This window comes from Shewanella abyssi, assembly GCF_023284025.1.
GTDB lineage: Bacteria > Pseudomonadota > Gammaproteobacteria > Enterobacterales > Shewanellaceae > Shewanella > Shewanella abyssi.
Map to the genome: position 1 here is coordinate 1 of NZ_JAKIKR010000057.1, position 20,387 is coordinate 20,387.

The following is a 20,387-nucleotide window of genomic DNA, read 5'->3' on the forward strand; positions in this document are numbered from 1 at the left end:
ACAGCGCCGCTATTAATAGGGGTATTGATACTACTAAGTGGATTCATCGTCAAAAATTCGGCACTGATTTAGTTATAATCTAACCAAAGCAGGAAACGTGCCGTTTTTTGACGATGAATCCACTTAGTAGTATCAATACCCCTATTAATAGCGGCGCTGTGCTGGCAGATGCCTATGGAGTGTCAAACACTCAGACTGGTGTTGGCAGCACCGCAGGTGTTCAAGCGGTTAATGCTGGCGCCTCAGCCCCGTCAACTAATACCGCGGCTAATGATGATAGTGGTCTCGTGTTATCTGGCCGAGCTGAGCGAGCGCAGAAGATAGAAGCGATGGCCAAAGACTTCTTTCAAGATGGCAGTTTTAGCTCAGATAAATTACCCAACCTGATTCAACGACTCTACCAAGATGGCATTTTGTCCGATGGACAACTCAATCGCCTAACCAATAGTGGCTTTGATATTCCCCCCGCAGAAGATCAGTCCTTAGCCGACTTTATCGATGAGCAGCGTGCTACGTTAACCAACAGTGGCGAAGATAGAGAGCTAGCGGGCACGTTAGATGAAGCAAAGTGGGTTATGCGCACGATGGATTCAATCCAATCTCCAGCCGTTGCACAAAAAGCGAATCGCGTTGCTAGCGATATTACCGCCTTGCTAGATTCAGATAGAACACTAACGGATCAACAGAAGAATCAATATCAAGGGATAAAATCTTTGATGCAACTGGCTTCTATGACAGGTGAGCATCAACAAGCCACTGGTCAGCTAAACAGTTATTTGGCGCTCGCTAAACAACATTAAAGGCGTTGGATTTATTTGATCTATCTTAGTGGCTTCAGTGGTTAAAAGTGAGGGCTGTTATCTATACCCAAACCACTTCAATATACAGTTTTAAACACCAAAACGGCTAACAATTCCCCACTCAACGCAGATAAACATTGTGTTGTTTACTTGAATTAATCAAAATCCTGCTGCATCAACAGGCAGTTAAAGACAAGCCATCAATCTTCTTGTGTCTTTATCCACAATTTATCCCAACTTTATACTGTTACTAGCCCGCTTATAGGCCATCGTCAAGGGCATAATTTTAGATAAGCGTGATCGTCCCCAGTTATTTTTTCTTATTAACTTCGTTGTTTGAAATAATGATCTGGATCAAAGTACTGGTTGTCTTTTTATAGCTTAATGCGCTACATATTGTGATTTAGAATAAAAGTGCCACTATATGTAGTGTTGCTTGTAGATGATGTAAAATAGGAGTTATACAATGCCAGTAGTTATTAAACGGGATGGTTACCGTACGCCTTTTGACGAAACAAGGATTAAAGACGCAGTGATAGCCGCTGCTAACTCGGCAGGTATTGATGACACCGCTTACGCAGCACAAGTCGCGAAACAAGCAGCCGATTCGGTGGCCAATTTAGACGAGATAAATATCCACGATCTCCAAGATGCAGTGGAAAACTTGTTAATGGAAGGGCCATACAAATCATTGGCGCGCGTGTACATCGAGTACCGTCATGATAGAGATACAAAACGTGAAGTGAGTAGCAGGCTAAATCAAGAGATCCGTGGCTTAGTTGAGCAGAGCAATGCGGCGCTTTTGAACGAAAATGCTAATAAAGATTCAAAAGTGATCCCAACTCAACGCGACTTGTTGGCGGGTATTGTTGCTAAACACTATGCCAAGTGCCACATTTTGCCCAAAGATGTCGTTGCAGCTCACGAGTCAGGTGAGATCCACTACCATGATTTAGACTACTCGCCATTCTTCCCGATGTTCAATTGTATGTTGATTGATCTCGCTGGTATGTTGACCAATGGCTTTAAAATGGGCAACGCAGAGATCGATACACCTAAATCAATTTCAACGGCGACAGCTGTTACTGCACAGATTATCGCGCAAGTTGCCAGCCACATTTATGGCGGAACCACCATTAATCGTATTGATGAAGTGCTGGCACCATTTGTAGCAAAAAGCTATGACAAACAATACCAAATCGCATTGACTTGGGGCATTACCGACGCCAAAGCGTTCGCGATAGCACAGACAGAGAAAGAGTGTCATGACGCATTCCAGTCGCTTGAGTATGAAGTCAACACACTGCATACCGCCAATGGCCAAACGCCATTTGTGACCTTTGGTTTCGGTTTAGGGACCTCTTGGGAATCTCGCCTAATTCAACAGTCTATGATGAAAGTGCGTATTGCTGGATTAGGCAAAAACCGTAAGACAGCCGTTTTTCCAAAGCTCGTTTTTGCTATCCGTGATGGTATTAACCATAAAACGGGTGATTGTAACTACGATATTAAGCAGCTTGCATTAAAATGCGCAACGACACGCATGTACCCAGATATTCTTAACTACGAACAGGTTGAGAAGATTACCGGTTCGTTCAAAACCCCAATGGGCTGTCGTAGCTTCCTCGGGACTTTTGAAGAAGACGGAGAACTGGTACATGAAGGGCGTAATAACATTGGTGTAGTCAGTTTGAACTTGCCGCGGGTTGCACTTGAAGCGAATGGCGATGAAGCTGAGTTTTACCGCATCCTAGATGAGCGTTTAGTCATTGCCCGTAAAGCATTAGATACTCGTATCGCACGTTTGGACGGCGTTAAAGCGCGTGTTGCACCAATCCTCTATATGGAAGGTGCATGTGGCGTACGACTGCGTGCAGACGATGATGTTTCAGAGATCTTTAAGAATGGCCGCGCGTCAATCTCTCTTGGTTACATTGGTTTACATGAAACCATCAATGCACTTTATGGCACCGAGACTCACGTTTACGACAGCGCATTACTGCGAGAGAAAGCACTTGAAGTGATCAAGTACTTGAAAGCAGCAACCGATAAGTGGAAAGCAGAATCCGGTTACGGTTTCAGTCTTTACAGCACGCCAAGTGAAAACTTGTGTAGCCGCTTTTGTAGCATCGATACCAAAACCTACGGTGTGGTTGAGGGTGTAACTTCAAAAGGTTATTACACCAACAGTTTCCATTTAGACGTTGAAAAGCAAGCTAACCCATACGATAAGATAGACTTCGAACAACCGTACCCAGAGATCGCCAACGGTGGATTCATCTGTTATGGCGAGTTTCCAAACATGCAAAACAATGTAGAAGCATTGGAAGATGTTTGGGATTACAGCTATTCAAGAGTGCCTTATTACGGCACCAATACCCCGATAGATGAGTGTTATGACTGTGGCTTCACGGGGGAATTCAGTTGTACCAGTAAAGGGTTTACTTGTCCTAAATGCGGTAACCATGAACCAAGCCGAGTGTCAGTGACTCGCCGTGTATGTGGCTATTTGGGTAGCCCGGACGCAAGACCATTTAACTATGGTAAGCAAGAAGAGGTTAAGCGCCGAATTAAGCACCTTTAATTTAAGGCCTGCGACAACGAAACTAGGTGCTTTAATTGGCACCTTTTTTTATAGCAATAGCGTTTAGTTTCCACTTACCATCAGTACTCATAATGTATTACTGAATGGCATTGGTATGATTTAGGAAGAGGGATAGTATGCATTATCATCAATATTATCAGACCGATGTACTTAATGGCCCAGGCACTCGGGCGACGCTATTTGTCTCTGGTTGTGAGCATCAATGCCGCGGTTGCTATAATCAATCAACTTGGAATCCATGCTCTGGTCATCTGTTTGATGAGGCTATGACGCAGAGCATCATTGATGACTTAAATGATACTCGCATAAAAAGGCGAGGGCTTTCTCTTTCTGGTGGCGATCCTCTTTTTCCAGGCAATGTGGCGGCTATTCTTGAGCTGGTTATACGGGTAAAAGAGCAGTGTCCGGGTAAAGATATTTGGCTGTGGACCGGCTATTTAGTAGGTCAATTAACCACAGAGCAACAAGCGGTGGTCGATCTGGTCAATGTGGTTGTCGATGGCAAATTTGAGCAACTACTGGCTGATCCAAGTTTAGTTTTTAGAGGCAGTAGTAACCAAGTGATCCATTATCTAAGATAAGCTAAGCATAAACCTAGGTAATATTGCACTATATGCTGTTATAATGAGGCAATAATGACAAACGGCGTCAATACTTTATTTGAGGCTGTTTTTGTTTCTAAATATGTAATTTAGATTTGAATTTAAGGTTTGTAAATGAATTTAAAGCAGGAGCTGCAAACGCTCAACGATAAGCTCGATAAGTTTCGTCGTAAGTTAGCAGCAGCTGAAAAGCGCGATGACCCAGGGGTCACAATCCAATTTAAACGTGAGATTGCCACTTTAACCAAGCGTATTGCTAACGTTAAAAAACAGCAAAATCGTGAGTTAGGCAAAGAAGGTTCAACAGTTAAAGACCTTAAATTTAGCCGCGTACTGACTAAAGCGGAGCAAGCTGATATGGGTAAATTTAAAAAGTCAGTTAAAGGATTAGTGGTTGTTCACCCTATGACTGCACTTGGCCGCGAAATGGGCATAAAACAAGTTACTGGTTTTGCTGCGAAAGAATTTTAAGCAAACAGTAGGCTGATTTATTCATTTAGTGAGCCGCGTCAAGTTTATGTTTAAGTGCGCAGCTTATGCTGCGCTGTAGCGTCATGTATTGTCATTGAATGATTAGCTAGCGATAGTTAATGTTTGGCTTTGCGTCGGCGTGAAGTCAATTCCAATTCACATTTTCTCTTTATCAGGATTTCAGCAGTCTCAGGGAATGAGAGTAGTCGTTAAGGTTTTATCATGTCGATTAAATATATCGCGTCTTCGAAATTGCCAACACCTTGGGGTGTTTTTGAAATGCATGGTTTTGAAGATAGCGAGACAGGTAAAGAGCACGTTGCGCTGACATTGGGCGTATTTGATGCCGAGAGCCCCATTTTAGGTCGTATTCATTCCGAGTGTTTAACCGGTGATGCGTTTTTTAGTTTACGTTGTGATTGTGGTTTTCAGCTGCAAACAGCGATGCAGAATATTGCTGAAGTCGGTCAGGGATTTATCCTTTATTTGCGCCAAGAAGGGCGTGGTATTGGTTTACTGAATAAAATCAGAGCCTATGAGTTGCAAGATGCTGGAGCGAACACTGTCGAGGCAAATGAGCGTTTAGGTTTTGCTGCCGATATGCGCAAATATGACATGATTATTCCCATGATGGAGCAGATTGGTGTCAGTAAGGTTAGACTGATGACCAATAACCCAAGAAAAGTAAAAGCGATGGAAAGCTTTGGTTTAGAGGTTGTTGAGCGTGTACCACTTCAAGTCGGTAAAAATCGCTATAACGAAGGTTATCTTAAGACCAAGTCTACTGAATTGGGTCATATGATGTCTGAACATCATTTTACTGAGGAAGACAAAGACTAGGCTTAAACCCTATTAAATATCCCGCTGAATGATCACCTATTCAATGAGATTGGTATAACCGTGGCTTTTCCATGGTTATACCGCTATATTCAGGACTATCAATTAGAGAACCGTTAAGTTTACAGTTAATTTATGGCCCTTTCGCGTTACCTCTCAATTCTGCTGATTATTTTTGTCCTGCCAGCCAATGCTGAAACAGATTACAGCCATTATGCATTTGCCAATTATTTAGGTAGCGGTGTTTACCGAACCTCAGGCCAAAATGCGACGGTTGTTAATATCCCTATAAGCTTTGACCTTGAGCGAACAGAAACTGAATCTTTAGTGCTACGCACACCATTATCACTCGGTTTTTACAATTTTACTTGGAGTGATATTCCTGATGGGGACTTTCCAACGAGTGTTGGGACAGCCACGTTCACTCCTGGGATAGAATATCGCGTGAAGACCTCTGCTACCCATGAGTTTCAATCCTATGCCGACTTGGGTGTCGGTACGAATACCACCAATGGCAATGATGTCATCATCTATTCTGCTGGTATGTCGAGCCTGCTTGATTTCGAACTTAAAGAAACAAAGCCTATCTGGGTTAACCGCATCTTTTTTGCGGGTTACAACAGTCTTGATGAAGGCCCTACTAATGAGACCTATTCAGCGATTCAATCTGGCGTTGACATAGGCACTAATTACCATTTTCAGGTTGCAGATATTGGCGTAGAACCAAGATTTTTTGTCGCCGGTTATTGGTACTTTGATAAGCTTAGATTTGTGACTCCTTTTGAAGAGGATGTTTTGGTGACAAACAGTTTTGAAGCCGGGATCACCTTGGCTTTTTCAAAACCAGTCGGATGGGATCTGTTTAATATGAGCAGGTTTGGAGTGAGTTATCGTCGGGGAGATGGTGTACAGGTTTGGCGACTTATATTTGATTTCCCTCTATAGCAGTCAATTTTATGGCGATAAAAAAGGCTTAACAACTGTGAATGTTAAGCCTTTTCTAGTTATTTTCCCCAGATGTTGGCATTTAGCTGAGTGTCATCATTTGAGTCTGTGCTTGGTTTATCTGCCGCTTTGTTATTAGCAGTGCGCAGCGTTTTATCACTGGCTTGATAGCCGTCATCCCTTGGCTTTCTAGCCGGCAAAGGTAATTTATTCATCTTAAGGTAAAGATATTCAACCTTTTCTCTTGCCCAGAGGGTTTTACGCAGGAATCTTAGGCTCGACTTGATGCTTGGATCATGTTTGAAGCAGCGCACATTGATGCGTTCCCCAAGCTCTTCCCAGCCATAATGCTCGACTAGATCGTTAAGTAAGGTTTCTAGCTTGATACCGTGTAATGGGTTGTTTGCTTGTGTCATGGTTACGTTCATTGCAGATACTATTGAGGTAATTATATCAGTTAAATCACTAGATATGTCAGCTCAATGCAGAGCAAAAAAAGAGAGCCCTTAAGGCTCTCTAAAATGCGCTTAAAATCAGTCGATGATTATTGGAAACTTAACTCCCAAGCGTTAATCGTGCCGGTATTATCATGCAATACCGCAATTTGCCCCCTAGGGCTATGCAGCTCTTCTTGTAAATCGCCAATGTAGGTATGGCTAATGTTTACTTTTACCGTGACAGTACCTGAATGAGGTTATTTTTTCTGCTGAATCAACATCTGATAACCGCCACCATTGTAGGTGTTGCTATAACCTGCACTAATTAAGGCGTCATTAGCAATACCGCTGCGACGGCCACTGCGGCAATAAAGGACTACCGCTTGATCTTTATCCATTTTTTTATTGGTAAATACAGTCGTTATCTGTTCGAACGGAATATTGATTGCGTTAGGTAAATGCCCCTGCGCGAACTCTTCAGCTGTTCTAACATCAACAACTAAGGCACCAGCATCAATTTTCAGCCATGCTTCTTGTGCATTTTGATCAGCTGCAAGTGCTAGGTTACTAACCATCAGCAACAATGCACTGAATGTCATAAATTTAAATATGTTAGAAAGTTTGTTTTGCAGCTTAAATGAGTGGCTCATCAATATTCCTTAATTGTTATTATTTATTGCTTGCCAATTGCGCTTCTGATTTAAAGCCTAATTTTCGTAGCACCATTGCAGCAGGACAAAAACCAGTATAGGCACTTTGGGTCAAATTTGCTCCTATAAATACAGTCAGCCAGACGAAGTTGTGATTGACCCACATTGTTAACGCTAACGATAACAAAATCATTATTCCAGCAAAAGCCATAATGGCGCGTTCAATAGACATATCGATCCCTCTCTAGTTAAAGCGCAAGTTCGCTATTGCGGCGTGCGCGGTTTTGAAAATTAATTGTGATAACGGCTTTTCATTACGGCGTAGTACAGGACGGGAATAACCACCAAGGTGAGTAGAGTAGATACCAAAATCCCGAATATGAGGCTGATAGCCAAGCCATTAAAGATAGGGTCATCTAAGATGAAAAGTGCACCTATCATCGCGGCGAGGGCGGTAAGCATTATTGGTTTGGCACGCACAGCCCCAGAATGAATAACCGCTTGCTCGAAGGGTACGCCTGCTGCCGTTTCTTGATGAATAAAATCCACCAGTAAAATGGAGTTGCGCACAATGATCCCTGCCAGCGCTATCATGCCTATCATCGATGTTGCGGTAAATTGTGCCCCCAGTAATGCGTGGCCAGGCATCACGCCAATCACCGTCAGCGGGATGGGTGCCATGATAATGAGCGGAATGCTGTAAGACTTAAATTGGGCGACAACTAATAGGTAGATAGCGATCATGCCCACGGCGTAGGCGATGCCCATATCTCTAAAGGTTTCATAGGTGACCTTCCACTCGCCATCCCATAGCACGGCGATACTATCTAGCCCTGTAGGCTGGCTAATGTAGTGCTGCTTGAAACCTAAACCACCCTCAGTATCTATCTTCCCAACCATATCAAACATACCGTATAAAGGACTATCTAGCGGGCCTGCCATATCTGCTACGACCATGATCATGGGGATCATATTCTTGTGGATGATGGGTGCATCAATAGTGCCTTTATCTATCTGCAATAGCTCAGACATCGCAATAGCTTGGCCTTTATTATTCTTTAGCGTCAGGTTTAGTACTTGTTCTAAATTGAATTTATCTCCCTCTTTGAGTTGAATGCGGATAGGGATAGGGTGTTTTTGGTTAGGCGCATGCAGATAGCTAATATCTTTACCGCCGATGCTAGTGGCCACTAAATCGACGACTTGACTATATTGTATGCCGAGTAAACTGGCTTTACTGCGGTCGATATTGACCTGCCATTTAGCTTGGTTGGCGGGGAGATAAATGTCGATGTCGACTACATCGGTCGTTTGCTGAAAAAGTGCTTGAAGTTCGGTAGCGGCTTTTTCACGAATAGCGGCACTGGGGCCGTAGACCTCAGCCAAAATGGGTGACCACACTGGCGGTCCCGGTGGTACTTCGACTATTTTGACATTAGCATTATATTGTTTTGCTATCTCCTGCAGTGGCGCTCTTACGGCGATTGCAATACTGTGACTGTCACGGTCTCTATGCTGTTTGTCGACAAGGTTCACTTGTATATCACCCAACTCTTGGCTTTGGCGCAGAAAGTAGTGGCGCACCAAGCCATTAAAGTTCATTGGGGCACTAGTGCCTGCATAGAGTTGATAACTCTCGACCTCGTCAACTTGGTTAAGATGTTGAGCTAATGCTTTTAATGTACGTTGAGTCTGTTCAACCGGGGTTCCCTCTGGAAGATCAACAATAACTTGAAATTCAGACTTGTTGTCAAAAGGCAGCATTTTTAGTACCACTAACTTGCCAATAGGCAGTGCAACCGCAATAGCGATCAACACAAAAATCCCAGCGGCTAAGCCAAAGCGTGCCTTTCTGGCACCGGAACCTGATACAAAAGGTCCGATTAAACGGGTGAAAACGCGCAGCATAATACTGTCTGTATTGGGTTGATTTGCCTTATTAGCCTCAATTCCAGCGTCTGTTTTAGTATTGTCATGTTTTAGTAATTTACGGCTAAGCCAGGGCGTGACCATAAAAGCGACAGCCAAAGAGATCAGCATCCCCATACTGGCGTTGATAGGAATTGGGCTCATGTAGGGCCCCATTAATCCTGACACAAAAGCCATTGGTAGTAGGGCGGCGATAACCGTAAAGGTCGCCAGAATAGTCGGGCCGCCCACTTCATCAACAGCAATGGGGATCAGTTCGGTGAAACTGCGTTTGCCCATGGCCATATGCCGGTGAATGTTTTCAACCACAACGATGGCATCATCGACCAAAATGCCGATGGAGAAGATAAGTGCAAATAGAGAGATGCGATTTAAGGTAAAGCCCCAAGCCCAAGAAGCAAAAAGAGTCAGGGAAAGTGTGATAACAATAGCGATACCAACAACAAGGGCTTCTCTAAAACCCATGGTCAGTAACACTAAGATAACCACAGCCGAGGTGGCAAAAATCAATTTTAAAATCAGGGTATTGGCTTTGTTGCCCGCGGTTTCACCATAGTTACGTGAAACAGAAATATTGACGCCGTCAGGCAACAGAATATTGTCGACGTTATCGACGCGTTCAAGTATCGCATCGGCAATATCGACCGCGTTGACCCCTGGTTGCTTACCAATGGCAATGGTGACAGCGGGGTAGATACTGGTTTTATCACCATGCCAAGCGCTTTGAACTGGAATATCAGCTTTAAGAGTGATCTGTGCAATATCAGCAAGGAACACGGGTGCTGCTTGTTTGTCGCTATCTTCTCGTATTGCAATAACAAGTTGTTTTACATCATCGATACTCGTGAGAAATTGACCGGTTTGGACTTTAATTTCTTGGTTTTGTTGTACTAATGAGGCCGGCATAGACACATGATTATTGCTGCTTAAACTACTGTTTATCTCATTATATGAGATCCCGTAGTAGTTCATTTTTACCGGATCTATTCTGACATTAAGGGTGAGCTGGTGGGCACCAACCGAGTTTATCTCGCGAGTGCCAGGGATGCGTTTAATCTCTGTTTCTAAGCTATTGGCGATATGGGTCAGTTGCTCTGCCGAAACCGTGGGCTCTTTTGACCACAGGGTTAAGCTGACAATGGGCACATCATCAATACCTCGTGGTTTAATGAGTGGTTCACCGACGCCAGCATTGAGGGGCAGTTTATCTAAGTTGGAGTAGATCTGATTATAAAGCTTTACGATGGCGTCGTTACGTTCAATACCGACTTCGAAAACCACAATAAATAGTGCGCCATCGGGCTGTGAAAAGGAGTAAAGAGTGTCGATTCCTTTCAGTTCAGAGATGATCTGCTCAGTGGGTAAGGTGACCAAACTTTCGACTTCAGCCGGCGATGCGCCCGCAAAAGGGATATAAACATCGGCAAAGGTGACATTGATTTGAGGCTCCTCCTCTTTTGGGGTCACCAGCACGGCAAATAGGCCAAGTAAAAGGCCAAGTAATGCCAGTAAAGGAGTCATCGCGCTAAGCTGAAAAGCAGCGGCTATACGGCCTGAGATCCCTAATTTTTGCTTATTGGTCATCTTGTCAGTTCCTTAAGGTTTAGACTGTTTTTGTAAACGCAACAGGGTTTGGTAAGCATCTTCTGCGATGATATCGCCGTTAGATAACCCTGATAGTACTTCAATGGAATCACCGTCTCGCTGGCCTACTCGAACCTGGTTAAGTACCCACTGATTGTTTTGCTGCAGATACACCGCGTTTAACTCACTCATGGTAATGAGGGCGGATTGAGGGATGAACATGGTTTGGCGCTGACCACTGACAAACTCGGCCTTAATGAGACTACCAGGGATAAGAGGCGTTGCCGCTTTGGGAAGCTCGATACGCACTTTATAACTGTGACTGACTTGATCGACAAAGCTAAATATATTGAGCTTATTGCTGATGATTTGTTCGCCGTCGGCGAGTGTTAGCTTGAATGTTGGTTGTAACTTCAGCGCGTTGATATAACGTTGTGGCACATGGGTGACCGCGCGCATCTGCGTTAAAGAGTAGCCGGAATAGAGTGGTTGACCTGGGCTGACAGTCTCACCTTGTTCAACGTGTCTTTGGGTTACCACCCCTGAAAAGGGGGCGCTTACGGTCGTATATTTTAGAGATTCAGTGGCTTGTACTATACCCGCTTTTGCTGCGCTAACGGCTTGTTGAGTTGATTTAGCATTGGCTTGGGCTTCATCCATAGCGCCTGCGGAAATCGCCCCTTGAGGAAACAGCTTTTTGTAGCGGCGCAGTTGCGCCTGCGCTTCGACATTTTGCGCATTTGCTGTTGCAAGCTCGGCTTCGGCTGAGGCTAATTGTGCACCTTGCTCTTTGCTAGTAATGTCTAAAAGTGATGCGTTTTCAGCGACAATATCATTAACATCATAATTGAGTTTGAGAATGCGCCCTGATGTCTGCGCCGAAACCGTCGCTGCTTTTGTAGGCTCGATAACCGCATCTAATGCAACCCAGTTCGAGTATGACTGGTATTCGACGGTCACTGTTGCAGGGCTATCAATCTCTTGAGCCGCCGCGTTGACGAATGTAGGGAAAGATAGACTCGATGTTAGCGATAATAAGATAAGTGCAACGCGAGGGAATGCGGTGATCGTCATAGTTAATTTGCCTCAAAATACTCCATGAGATTATTCTAATGGATGTATGTGGAAGGCGCAATCATTATTCATTAGAAAAATGCGATGGAATGAGTTTGCGTATAAAAAAGCCGCATTAAATGCGGCTTTTTCGTCTATGCAAATACGGGTTTAAAACTTGTAGTTGTACTGCATTGAATAGTAGGTAGCATTTGATAGCGTTGTCGCATGCACAGTACCAAGATCATCACCTAAAGCTGGCATCTGTTGACCAATTTGGTCTAAAACAGCACTATATTCAGTTAGCTGAGTTTCTTCGCCTCTAACAAAAGCGACACCAAAGTCGATGCTAGTATGCTTAGACATGTTGTAAGTGGCACCAAATGTATACCATTGACGATCTGAGTCAGGGAAAGAAAGTGAACTCACTTCACCAACAACACCTTGGTCAAACATATAACCTGCACGTACAGTCCAGTTTTCAGTCAGTGAATAAGTACCACCGAGACTGAATAACCAAGAGTCATCCCAAGCGTACTTTTTAAGTTGTGCTTCGGCTGGATCTGTAACTGTGATTGCATGAAAGTCACCCCAAGTTGTCATTTGGGCAGTGTAATGCAATGCGAACTTGTCTGTTAGCTGGTGAAAACCCGCGACTTGGAAGATATCAGGGATTGGAATATTGATCTCTTCAAAATCAGTTCCGCCAAATTTCACTATTCCATCAGCGGTAAATTCTGGGCTGAAGCGGTAGCTTACACCTAAACGGTGGTTGGCGTTAATTTCATAGACAGCACCAACAATACCACCAAAGGCGACACCATCAGCATCAACATCTACCAGATCCACTGGCACATATGATCCATCTGGAGCAAGCGGCAATTCGCCTGAACGAGTCAACCTGCCTTGACCGTAAATAACATCTAAACCAACACCAACACTGAAGTGGTCATTGATACGGTAAGACGCACTTAGGTTAAAGTTAATGGTAGTCACTTCTGTTTTACCTAATAGGTCAACTGGTGCAGGCAGTGAACCACCTGGAATCTCTTTTGGTTGTGACAATTCGCCCGTGTCGGTACCTGTTCCGAAGTTACTAAACATAGCAACTCCGTAAGCGAACTTATCGTTTATTGGGCTAATATAATAAAAATTAGGGATAATCTTTGATTCAGCTGCATCATCTTCACTACCGTAGTGAATCTCGCCTAAATTGGAATTAACATAAATATCACTGATCTCAACATCTAAATCAGCATAAGTTAAGCCCATTGATAATTGTTTTTCGTCAAACAATGCCATCGCGGCAGGGTTACGAGATAAAACAGAGGCATTGTCTGCGATGACAGCGTCACCGGCAAATGCACGACCGATGCCCGTTGCTGATTGGCTGTTAAGTTGGAAACCAGAAGCCATTGTTTGTGTGCTAACTAAAGCTACTGATACTGCTATAAGAGTCTTGTTGAAATACTTCATTGTTATCATCTCTATTATTTTTGGTCTTACTTATATGAGTGTTAATGTTAAATTAACTGCAAGATCCACTTATTAGACCAGTGCATATTAGGTAGGTAAGAGCACACTGACAACTCCGACCAGTGCTAAAATATTGTTAAATATTAGTTAATTAAAACGTATTAATGTTTCAGGAATCACTCTTTTGACTGAATATTTAAAAAGAAGCTATGTGGCATAGGGCTTGGGGCGTGCTTTAGGTTTAACTTATGGTTAATAGTATGTAACTACTAGTTGTTCGATGACTTAAATTGTAGGTAAAAAAAAGCGTACAAGTGTACGCTATTTTTATAATTTGCTAGATTGTCAGTCTATAGCTTAGCTTCAAACTCACTAAATTGCGCTTTGACTTCATCAGAAGGCGCTTTTAATTTGCTGACAAGTACACCCGCTATTGTCGCAAAAAGGAAACCCGGTAGAATTTCGTAAAGCTCAAAAATCCCTTCGCTGAGTTGCTTCCAAATAACCACTGTAGCAGCACCAACAAGAATGGTTGCAACAGCACCATTGCGGCTATAGTCGCGCCAGAAGAGCGACATTAGCACTACAGGACCAAAAGCGGCACCAAAGCCTGCCCAAGCATAACTTACCAGTCCAAGTACACTGCTTTCTGGGTTTAATGCCACAACACCTGCGATGATTGCAATGGCGAGTACGCCGATACGACCAACGAGCATGAGCTCTTTGCTCTGCGCTTGAGGACGAAGCCACTTCTTATAGAAATCTTCAGTAATAACACTTGAACAAACCAATAATTGCGAATCAATAGTACTCATAATCGCTGATAAGATCGCCGCGATAAGTAATCCTCCAATCCATGGGTTAAAAGCTGCATGTGCTAGGTGAATAAACACGGTTTCAGGGTTTTCGAGTGGATTAGCGGCAAAGTATAGCGTGCCTGCAATACCTGTTGCCAACGCACCCAATAGCGCCACAATCATCCAGCTCATCGCAATGCGGCGTGAAACGGGAATGTCATTGGCAGAACCTATAGCCATAAAGCGCGACAGAATATGAGGTTGACCAAAATAGCCGAGTCCCCACGCGAGTAGCGAGATGAGTCCAATAAATGTAGTGTCCTCACTGAACAGAGACAACATCGCAGGATCGAGTGCTTCAAAGCCTGCTTGTGTTTCAGGTTGGCTAAAAATAGCTATTGGCACAATGAGTAATGCTACGAGCATTAAACAGCCTTGGAAAAAGTCGGTCCAGCTTACGGCAAAGAATCCGCCGACAAAGGTGTAAGCTACAATGATGGTTGAGCCAATGATCAACGCGAGTGTGTAATCAAGGCCAAAGACCTTCTCAAACAGAATTGCGCCGCCAACCATGCCTGACGATGCATAGAAGGTAAAAAACACCAGTATGGTGACAGCAGAGACTAACTTTAATATCCCCTTATTATCTTCAAATCGTTTTTCGAAAAAGTCAGGTAAGGTCAGTGCATTATCGGTAAATTCGGTATAGATCCGTAATCGCTTGGCGACAAAAAGCCAGTTTAACCAGGCACCAAAAACCAGTCCAAAACCAATCCAGGCCTCACCGAGTCCGCCTAAGTAGACGGCACCAGGCAAACCAAGAAGCAGCCAGCCAGACATGTCAGAAGCACCAACACTCAAAGCCGTTACTGCCGGGCCCATGCCGCGGCCGCCTAAAATGTAATCGTCGACAGAATCAGTTGCCTTGTAAGCCCATAGGCCAATTCCCATCATTAAGGCAAGGTAGCCAACGAAGGTAATTAAAATGGGTAATTCAATGGTCATAAGATATTTACGCTTTATCATTTCTTAGTTGTGGCGCTATGCTAGCAGATATAGGAGCTGGTACTCAATAAATGATGGAAATGTGATCACAAAGAGGTTGAGAACTAACCAATGATGCACGAATGGCACCATTGGTTGTCAAAATATTAGATGAATGTTTGTTTAATTTCGTTTTTAACGTAATTGAGATCGTCGTGTTTTTCACCAACAAGTAACATGTAGGCGTTGTCAGTTGTGAATCCCAACCCTTTATATTTACTATCGGAAAAAGCTTGTTCTAATACCATTCTATCTTCTAGCGGGACGATAAAGAGTGTGACTTTACCTTGCTCGCCTTGCATCACTATATGTAGGCTTCTTACCCCTTGGAAATCACAATAGGTGCTGTAGAACATTTTACCGGGCTGTTGAGTAAACTTCATATCTCCAACAGTACCAAGTGAAGCCAGTTGAAAGTTAACGTCTTGGTATTGAACATTGTTATCAAGCTGAAGTGCTTTACCTTCATGATAAACATGTGCCAATGCATGCTGTCCTAAATCTACAGGTCCCATTCGCAGTAGCGTAAAGGTAATACCCGCTAAGAAAGCGACTGATGCGACCATTGCAAAAGCAAAGCCGGTCTTACGGCGTTGTGAATGGTGATGTTGCAGTTGTTGACGTAATAACAACTTAGCGGCTAGATCATCAGGCACATCGATATTGAGTGCTTTTTCTATTTTGTTATCTAAGCCTTTCAGATCATTTAAAAAGGCCTCTCTTTCAGCCGATTCCATTGCAGCGTGAAGGAACTCGGGATCTTGATTATTTGGCTCACCGTAGGCTTGGCGGCGAAATGTAAGTTCATCCATTGGATTGACCTCTAATAGTCGGTTGTTCGAGTGCATCTTTCAGTTGGTTTCTTGCTCTAAATAAGCGCGTCATAACAGTGTTACGATTAAGATCTAATATCTTTGCTATTTCTTCGCCACTAAAACCACCAATCACTTGCAGCAATAATGGTTCACGGTATTCAAGTTCCAACTTTGAAATTTGTCGCTGTAACAAATGTTGTTCAGCATGGTCTTCAGTACTGCTAGAAAAGGTATCTTCTAAAAACTCTTGTTCAACATCAGAGTAATTAAACTGTTTACGCTCAAAGCGTCGTGCATTTTCACGGCGGAGAATAGTGATCAGCCATGCTTTTGCTGCTTTTTCATCTTTTAATGAATCAAGCGAACGCCATGCGCGCAGAAATGTTTCCTGAGTGATATCTTCAGCGATGTGTTTATCGCCGCATAGCCAATAGCCATAGCGGTATATATCGGTATGAAGTGCCCTGACAAGGCTATCGTATCGTCTTTGTTTGCTAACCATGTCTGAAGAGACCGTGGTGCTCGACTTTTTATTTCGCCAACTATCAAACATTATGATTTTTTCTAACTGGATCAATGAAACACAGCTTAACTGTGTTCATCATTGAATACCAATATGGGCAAGCACTAAACCAAGCCTGAATCGCTGCAGTGTAAACTGAGGTGTTCAAAATGATAGGTAGATTACCGCAGTAGATATAAAAATGACGCTCTATGTGAGCGCCATATTTTAAATACAATTACGATGTTAAATCGTTAAATCGTTAAATCGTTAAATTTGCGGATTTAGTGAATCAAGCGCTGATGTATTGCTCTGCTTATCATCCACTTTCGTCATTAAAATGATTTTAAGCAAGTGCTTATAGTCAATATCAGTGCTGCTTTTGCTATAGGCAGATTGCTGTAAAGAAGCGATAGCGGTGGCAAGCTCACAAGATATTTTTGTTATATCTTGCAGTGTCATTGGCCGACCATAAAGCTCTGCATAGTAGACTCTAGTTGCATTGATGACTTTAGTTGGATCCTGTGCAGCACAACTTTGTTCCAGTATTTTTCGAGAGTTACTTTTAATCGTAGCAGTCGTTTTATAGTCATTGTTAGCTGGATTTACTGGCAGTTTTTTCCTGCCATTGATCCAAAGTACTATCGTTATCAGCCATAACGAGGCAAACACTAGGGTTAGCCAAGGCCAATAACTCGCGCTTGTCGTGGTAACAGTATTTAACGGCAGATTAATGCTCATTGGCTCGACAATAGTGCCGCCTGTCACTACCACCGTACGGGCGGGGAGAGTGGCATATTGCTGCTGCTTAAGGTGGGGATTCCACCAAGGGACTTTTATTTGCGGCAGTGTGTAAGTCCCCGCTTTTGTGGCGACAATGGCGGTGGTTTGCGTGAGTTGTGACACCATCTGTTTGTCACGTACAAATGACTTTCGTTGTGCCTTTTCTGGATAGCTCTTTAGCTCTGCAGGTGTCGATAGTCGGATATCTGGCAGGCTGGTCTCATCAGCATTAGAAGCAAGCAGGCTTATGGTGCGGGTGATTGGGTCACCAATTTTGTATTCGACTTGTGTCGTTGGCCAATCTTCCTTTAATACCACTAAATCTGACACTAGCCACTGACCTTGATATTCGACAGGCTCAGGGTTGATTAACACCACTGTTTTTGGGGCTTGTGTTTGAGTAGGTCGACTTTCATTAAATGAAAACATGCCGCCATTACGTTTGGCTTGTACGAGTACATCGCCAGAAAAGCTGGCACCATTGATGGTTAGTTCACCGGGTTGGTCTGCGATAATGGCATAGGCCCGTTCAATGACGCGGTAACGTTTGCCATTAACGATTTCATTGCTGTCCTTATCTTCACCCAGTTGCTTGATTTGAGCACCCTCTAGCACCGGAGCGCTAAGCACGCCGCGTTGCAGTTCTAACGCAAGGTAAAGCTTCACTCTATAGGTTAACATTTGGCCGACATAAGCTTCTTCTGCTGATAAGCTTGCACGCATGAAGATGTCTTGCTTTTGCTGTGGTTGCGAGTCTCGCTCTACCACTGAAAGACTAATTGGTGCAGAACTCACCCCTTTAATGTTGAATGGGGGAATGGTGATGTTACCAATGGATTTTGGCGATAAAAGCACTTGCCAGCGAGTCTCATTTCTGGCATCAAAATTCATGATCTGCTTACTGCGACTGATGCTTGTTCTGCCAACAATGAAGTCTTTAAGCAGTGATGCAGTGTTGAGTTCGCCACTGTTGAGGTCGTCATCAGCGATTACCGTCAGCACCAGAGATTCACCTTCAACGACTGGGTTGCGATCAACCGATGCTTGTAAGCTGGTGATAGCCTTGGCGGGCGCCGCAGCGGTTAAGGCTACGATAAATAGCGCACTGAGTAGATGTCGAATTACCACTGTTGGTTTTCCTTGGTATTAATGCCTTGGCGGCGACGTTTCTGATATTCAAGCTGCATTTTATTGCGCAGCAATACTTGTGGATCGTCAGCAATGGCCCTTAGTGCTCTTTCCATTTCAGGTGGAAGAGCTTCATCTGAAGGTGTTGCAGGAGCTATTGAGCCTTGTGGTTCATTTTCTTTAGCGTCACTCTCTTGAGCTGCTGATTGTTGTGCTTTGGCTTGTTGGCTTTGCGGAGACTCCTCTTTCGAGTCATCTTTTGAACTGTCGGCTTCCATCGCAGCATCATTATCATTGGGCTGATCTTTATCTGGGTTTTGTTCTGCATCTTGCGCTGTATCTTCATTTGTCTGAGGTTCTGCGGACTCATCATCTGGATCATTGCCAGAGTCATCTGCAGAATTAGCTTCATCAGATTGTTCTTTGTTCTGTTCACCTTTGCCATTTTCAGGATCGGAGCCACCATCTTGTGATTGTTTATCACTAGACTCTGACTTAGATTTTGACTCGTCAGACTGCTGCTGGTCTTTGTCTTGCTCATCAGAGTTTTGTTGATCGTCGCCTTGGCCATTTTGTTGTTGCTCTTGCTGCTGTTGCAACTCTTTGGCAAGGTCTAGGTTCTGTTTCGCAGCGTCCATTTCAGGCGCTTGAACGAGTGCTTGTTGGTAGCGTTTTTCGGCTTCATCATACTGACCTAGCTGCATCAGCGCATTGCCTTGGTTATAGAGCCCATTGGCTGAGCTATCTTGCTCAAAGCCCGCAAGCGCTTCATCAAATTGACCGGCCTTATAGCGGGCGCTTGCTTGCCATTGAGCTTGCTCAAATTGCGCTGCTGCGGCTTCATATTGCTGAGCTTGATAGGCGCTTGATGCTTGCTGGTTTTGAGTATGCCAAAGGTTATCCCAACTATTGGCATAAACAGGCTGAGCGGGTTGCATTATGGCAATGAAAGCCAAAGCGCCGACAATACCGTGGCGGAAGCTAAGCAGAACTGGTAGTAGCAATAATAGCGCGACATAGCCGCCAAGATCTTGCCAAACTTCACCTTCCAAATCACTCTCTTTAGTGTCCTTGGTGCTGGCAAGCCATTGCACAAGCTGAGTCACATCTTGACCATCTGCACGAATAGGAATTACGCTGCCATTGGCGGCAGAGGCTAATGATTGCAGTAATCCATAATCTGTTTTGGCAATAACGACTTGATTACCGTTATCACGCAGAAGTTGACCGTCAGGCAGCTGAATGGGAGCACCTTGTTCGCTGCCAAAAGCCAGAACACCTAAGCGGTAGGGGGTGCCTTTTAAGACTGATTTTGCTCGGTTAAGTTGTGAGCTTGAAATGCCATCGGTAAAAAGCACAATATCACCACTAACATGTCCGCCTTGGCTGAGTAATGATTTAGCATGCTTTAGTGCAGCTTCAATATTCGAGCCTTTAACCGGCATGATACTTGGCGTTAACGTTGGCAGTAAGTTCAATAGAGTGGCTTTATCACGTGTTAACGGGCTAATGGTAAAGGCATCACCCGCGTAAGCCACGAGTCCCGTTTCGCCTTCAGCTAGCGCCTCAATTAGATCCGTTGCCCTATATTTTGCTTGAGTGAGTCGATTTGGCGATAGGTCATTAGCATACATAGATAGTGACATATCCAACACCAACACTCGACCTTGAGCCGATTCGTAGACTGGCAGCGATGTTTTTTCTAATGCGGGGCCCGATAGCGCTAATATGGCAACCAACCAAGCGAATGCTAGGTATAAAACACTATTGCTTGGTTTTTGCTGTGTACTGCCAAGCAATACCTTAGCAAGGTGAGGCGCAATATATTGATCCCAGCTAGAGCTGGCGCCTTGGTTTTTCTTAATAAAGACTAGGAGTAAAAATAGTGGGATGAGGGCCAAGAACCACTCAGGACGTAAAAAATGCATG

General features: G+C 43.9%; 17 protein-coding genes and 1 pseudogene. 6 read left to right on the forward strand and 12 right to left on the reverse strand.

From position 1 onward, the window contains the following. The first annotated feature begins 113 nt into the window (after positions 1–113). The 6 genes from L2755_RS18660 (at position 114) to L2755_RS18685 (ending at position 6,260) form a co-directional block, all read left to right on the forward strand. A complete protein-coding gene (locus L2755_RS18660; protein WP_248982213.1) occupies positions 114–800 on the forward strand; it encodes a hypothetical protein in 687 nt (228 codons plus the stop codon). Positions 801–1,266: 466 nt separating this feature from the next. After that, positions 1,267–3,384, forward strand: a complete 2,118-nt coding sequence (nrdD, locus tag L2755_RS18665; protein ID WP_248982190.1) for an anaerobic ribonucleoside-triphosphate reductase — start codon at positions 1,267–1,269, stop codon at positions 3,382–3,384. Between the two features lie 137 nt (positions 3,385–3,521). Further along, complete coding sequence (gene nrdG / locus L2755_RS18670) at positions 3,522–3,986, forward strand: anaerobic ribonucleoside-triphosphate reductase-activating protein (protein ID WP_248982191.1); 465 nt, start codon at positions 3,522–3,524, stop codon at positions 3,984–3,986. A 135-nt stretch (positions 3,987–4,121) separates the two neighbouring features. After that, positions 4,122–4,478: a YibL family ribosome-associated protein gene (locus L2755_RS18675; protein ID WP_248982192.1), complete on the forward strand. Its 357-nt coding sequence runs from the start codon at positions 4,122–4,124 to the stop codon at positions 4,476–4,478. 222 nt (positions 4,479–4,700) lie between these two features. Then, positions 4,701–5,318 (forward strand): GTP cyclohydrolase II, encoded by a 618-nt coding sequence (gene ribA, locus L2755_RS18680; RefSeq protein ID WP_248982193.1) that lies wholly within the window; start codon positions 4,701–4,703, stop codon positions 5,316–5,318. A gap of 132 nt (positions 5,319–5,450) precedes the next feature. Further along, positions 5,451–6,260, forward strand: a complete 810-nt coding sequence (locus L2755_RS18685; protein WP_248982194.1) for a hypothetical protein — start codon at positions 5,451–5,453, stop codon at positions 6,258–6,260. Positions 6,261–6,319: 59 nt separating this feature from the next. Here the strand turns inward: L2755_RS18685 and L2755_RS18690 are convergent, their stop codons facing one another. The 12 genes and pseudogenes from L2755_RS18690 to L2755_RS18745 all read right to left on the reverse strand — a co-directional run bounded on the left by L2755_RS18690 (position 6,320) and on the right by L2755_RS18745 (position 20,386). Beyond that, positions 6,320–6,676 (reverse strand): VF530 family protein, encoded by a 357-nt coding sequence (locus L2755_RS18690; RefSeq protein WP_248982195.1) that lies wholly within the window; start codon positions 6,674–6,676, stop codon positions 6,320–6,322. A 128-nt stretch (positions 6,677–6,804) separates the two neighbouring features. Beyond that, a pseudogene (locus tag L2755_RS18695) lies at positions 6,805–6,930 on the reverse strand (proprotein convertase P-domain-containing protein); the annotation flags it as partial. Positions 6,931–6,954: 24 nt separating this feature from the next. Continuing rightward, positions 6,955–7,347: a rhodanese-like domain-containing protein gene (locus L2755_RS18700; protein ID WP_248982196.1), complete on the reverse strand. Its 393-nt coding sequence runs from the start codon at positions 7,345–7,347 to the stop codon at positions 6,955–6,957. 19 nt (positions 7,348–7,366) lie between these two features. Beyond that, a complete protein-coding gene (locus L2755_RS18705; protein ID WP_248982197.1) occupies positions 7,367–7,579 on the reverse strand; it encodes a YgaP family membrane protein in 213 nt (70 codons plus the stop codon). Positions 7,580–7,638: 59 nt separating this feature from the next. After that, complete coding sequence (locus L2755_RS18710) at positions 7,639–10,860, reverse strand: efflux RND transporter permease subunit (protein ID WP_248982198.1); 3,222 nt, start codon at positions 10,858–10,860, stop codon at positions 7,639–7,641. Positions 10,861–10,872: 12 nt separating this feature from the next. Next, positions 10,873–11,928 (reverse strand): efflux RND transporter periplasmic adaptor subunit, encoded by a 1,056-nt coding sequence (locus L2755_RS18715; RefSeq protein WP_428847816.1) that lies wholly within the window; start codon positions 11,926–11,928, stop codon positions 10,873–10,875. 156 nt (positions 11,929–12,084) lie between these two features. Further along, positions 12,085–13,389 (reverse strand): OmpP1/FadL family transporter, encoded by a 1,305-nt coding sequence (locus tag L2755_RS18720; RefSeq protein ID WP_248982200.1) that lies wholly within the window; start codon positions 13,387–13,389, stop codon positions 12,085–12,087. A 350-nt stretch (positions 13,390–13,739) separates the two neighbouring features. Then, positions 13,740–15,191 carry a sodium/proline symporter PutP gene (putP, locus tag L2755_RS18725; protein ID WP_248982201.1) on the reverse strand — a complete coding sequence of 484 codons (1,452 nt, stop codon included), beginning with the start codon at positions 15,189–15,191 and terminating at the stop codon, positions 13,740–13,742. A 146-nt stretch (positions 15,192–15,337) separates the two neighbouring features. Then, positions 15,338–16,042: a DUF3379 domain-containing protein gene (locus L2755_RS18730; protein WP_248982202.1), complete on the reverse strand. Its 705-nt coding sequence runs from the start codon at positions 16,040–16,042 to the stop codon at positions 15,338–15,340. Then, positions 16,035–16,598 (reverse strand): sigma-70 family RNA polymerase sigma factor, encoded by a 564-nt coding sequence (locus L2755_RS18735; protein WP_248982203.1) that lies wholly within the window; start codon positions 16,596–16,598, stop codon positions 16,035–16,037. The genes L2755_RS18730 and L2755_RS18735 overlap by 8 nt, the downstream gene beginning before the upstream one ends. Before the next feature lie 219 nt (positions 16,599–16,817). Further along, positions 16,818–18,458 carry a BatD family protein gene (locus tag L2755_RS18740; RefSeq protein WP_248982204.1) on the reverse strand — a complete coding sequence of 547 codons (1,641 nt, stop codon included), beginning with the start codon at positions 18,456–18,458 and terminating at the stop codon, positions 16,818–16,820. Then, positions 18,452–20,386, reverse strand: a complete 1,935-nt coding sequence (locus tag L2755_RS18745) for a VWA domain-containing protein (RefSeq protein ID WP_248982205.1) — start codon at positions 20,384–20,386, stop codon at positions 18,452–18,454. The genes L2755_RS18740 and L2755_RS18745 overlap by 7 nt, the downstream gene beginning before the upstream one ends. Between the last annotated feature and the right edge of the window lies 1 nt (position 20,387).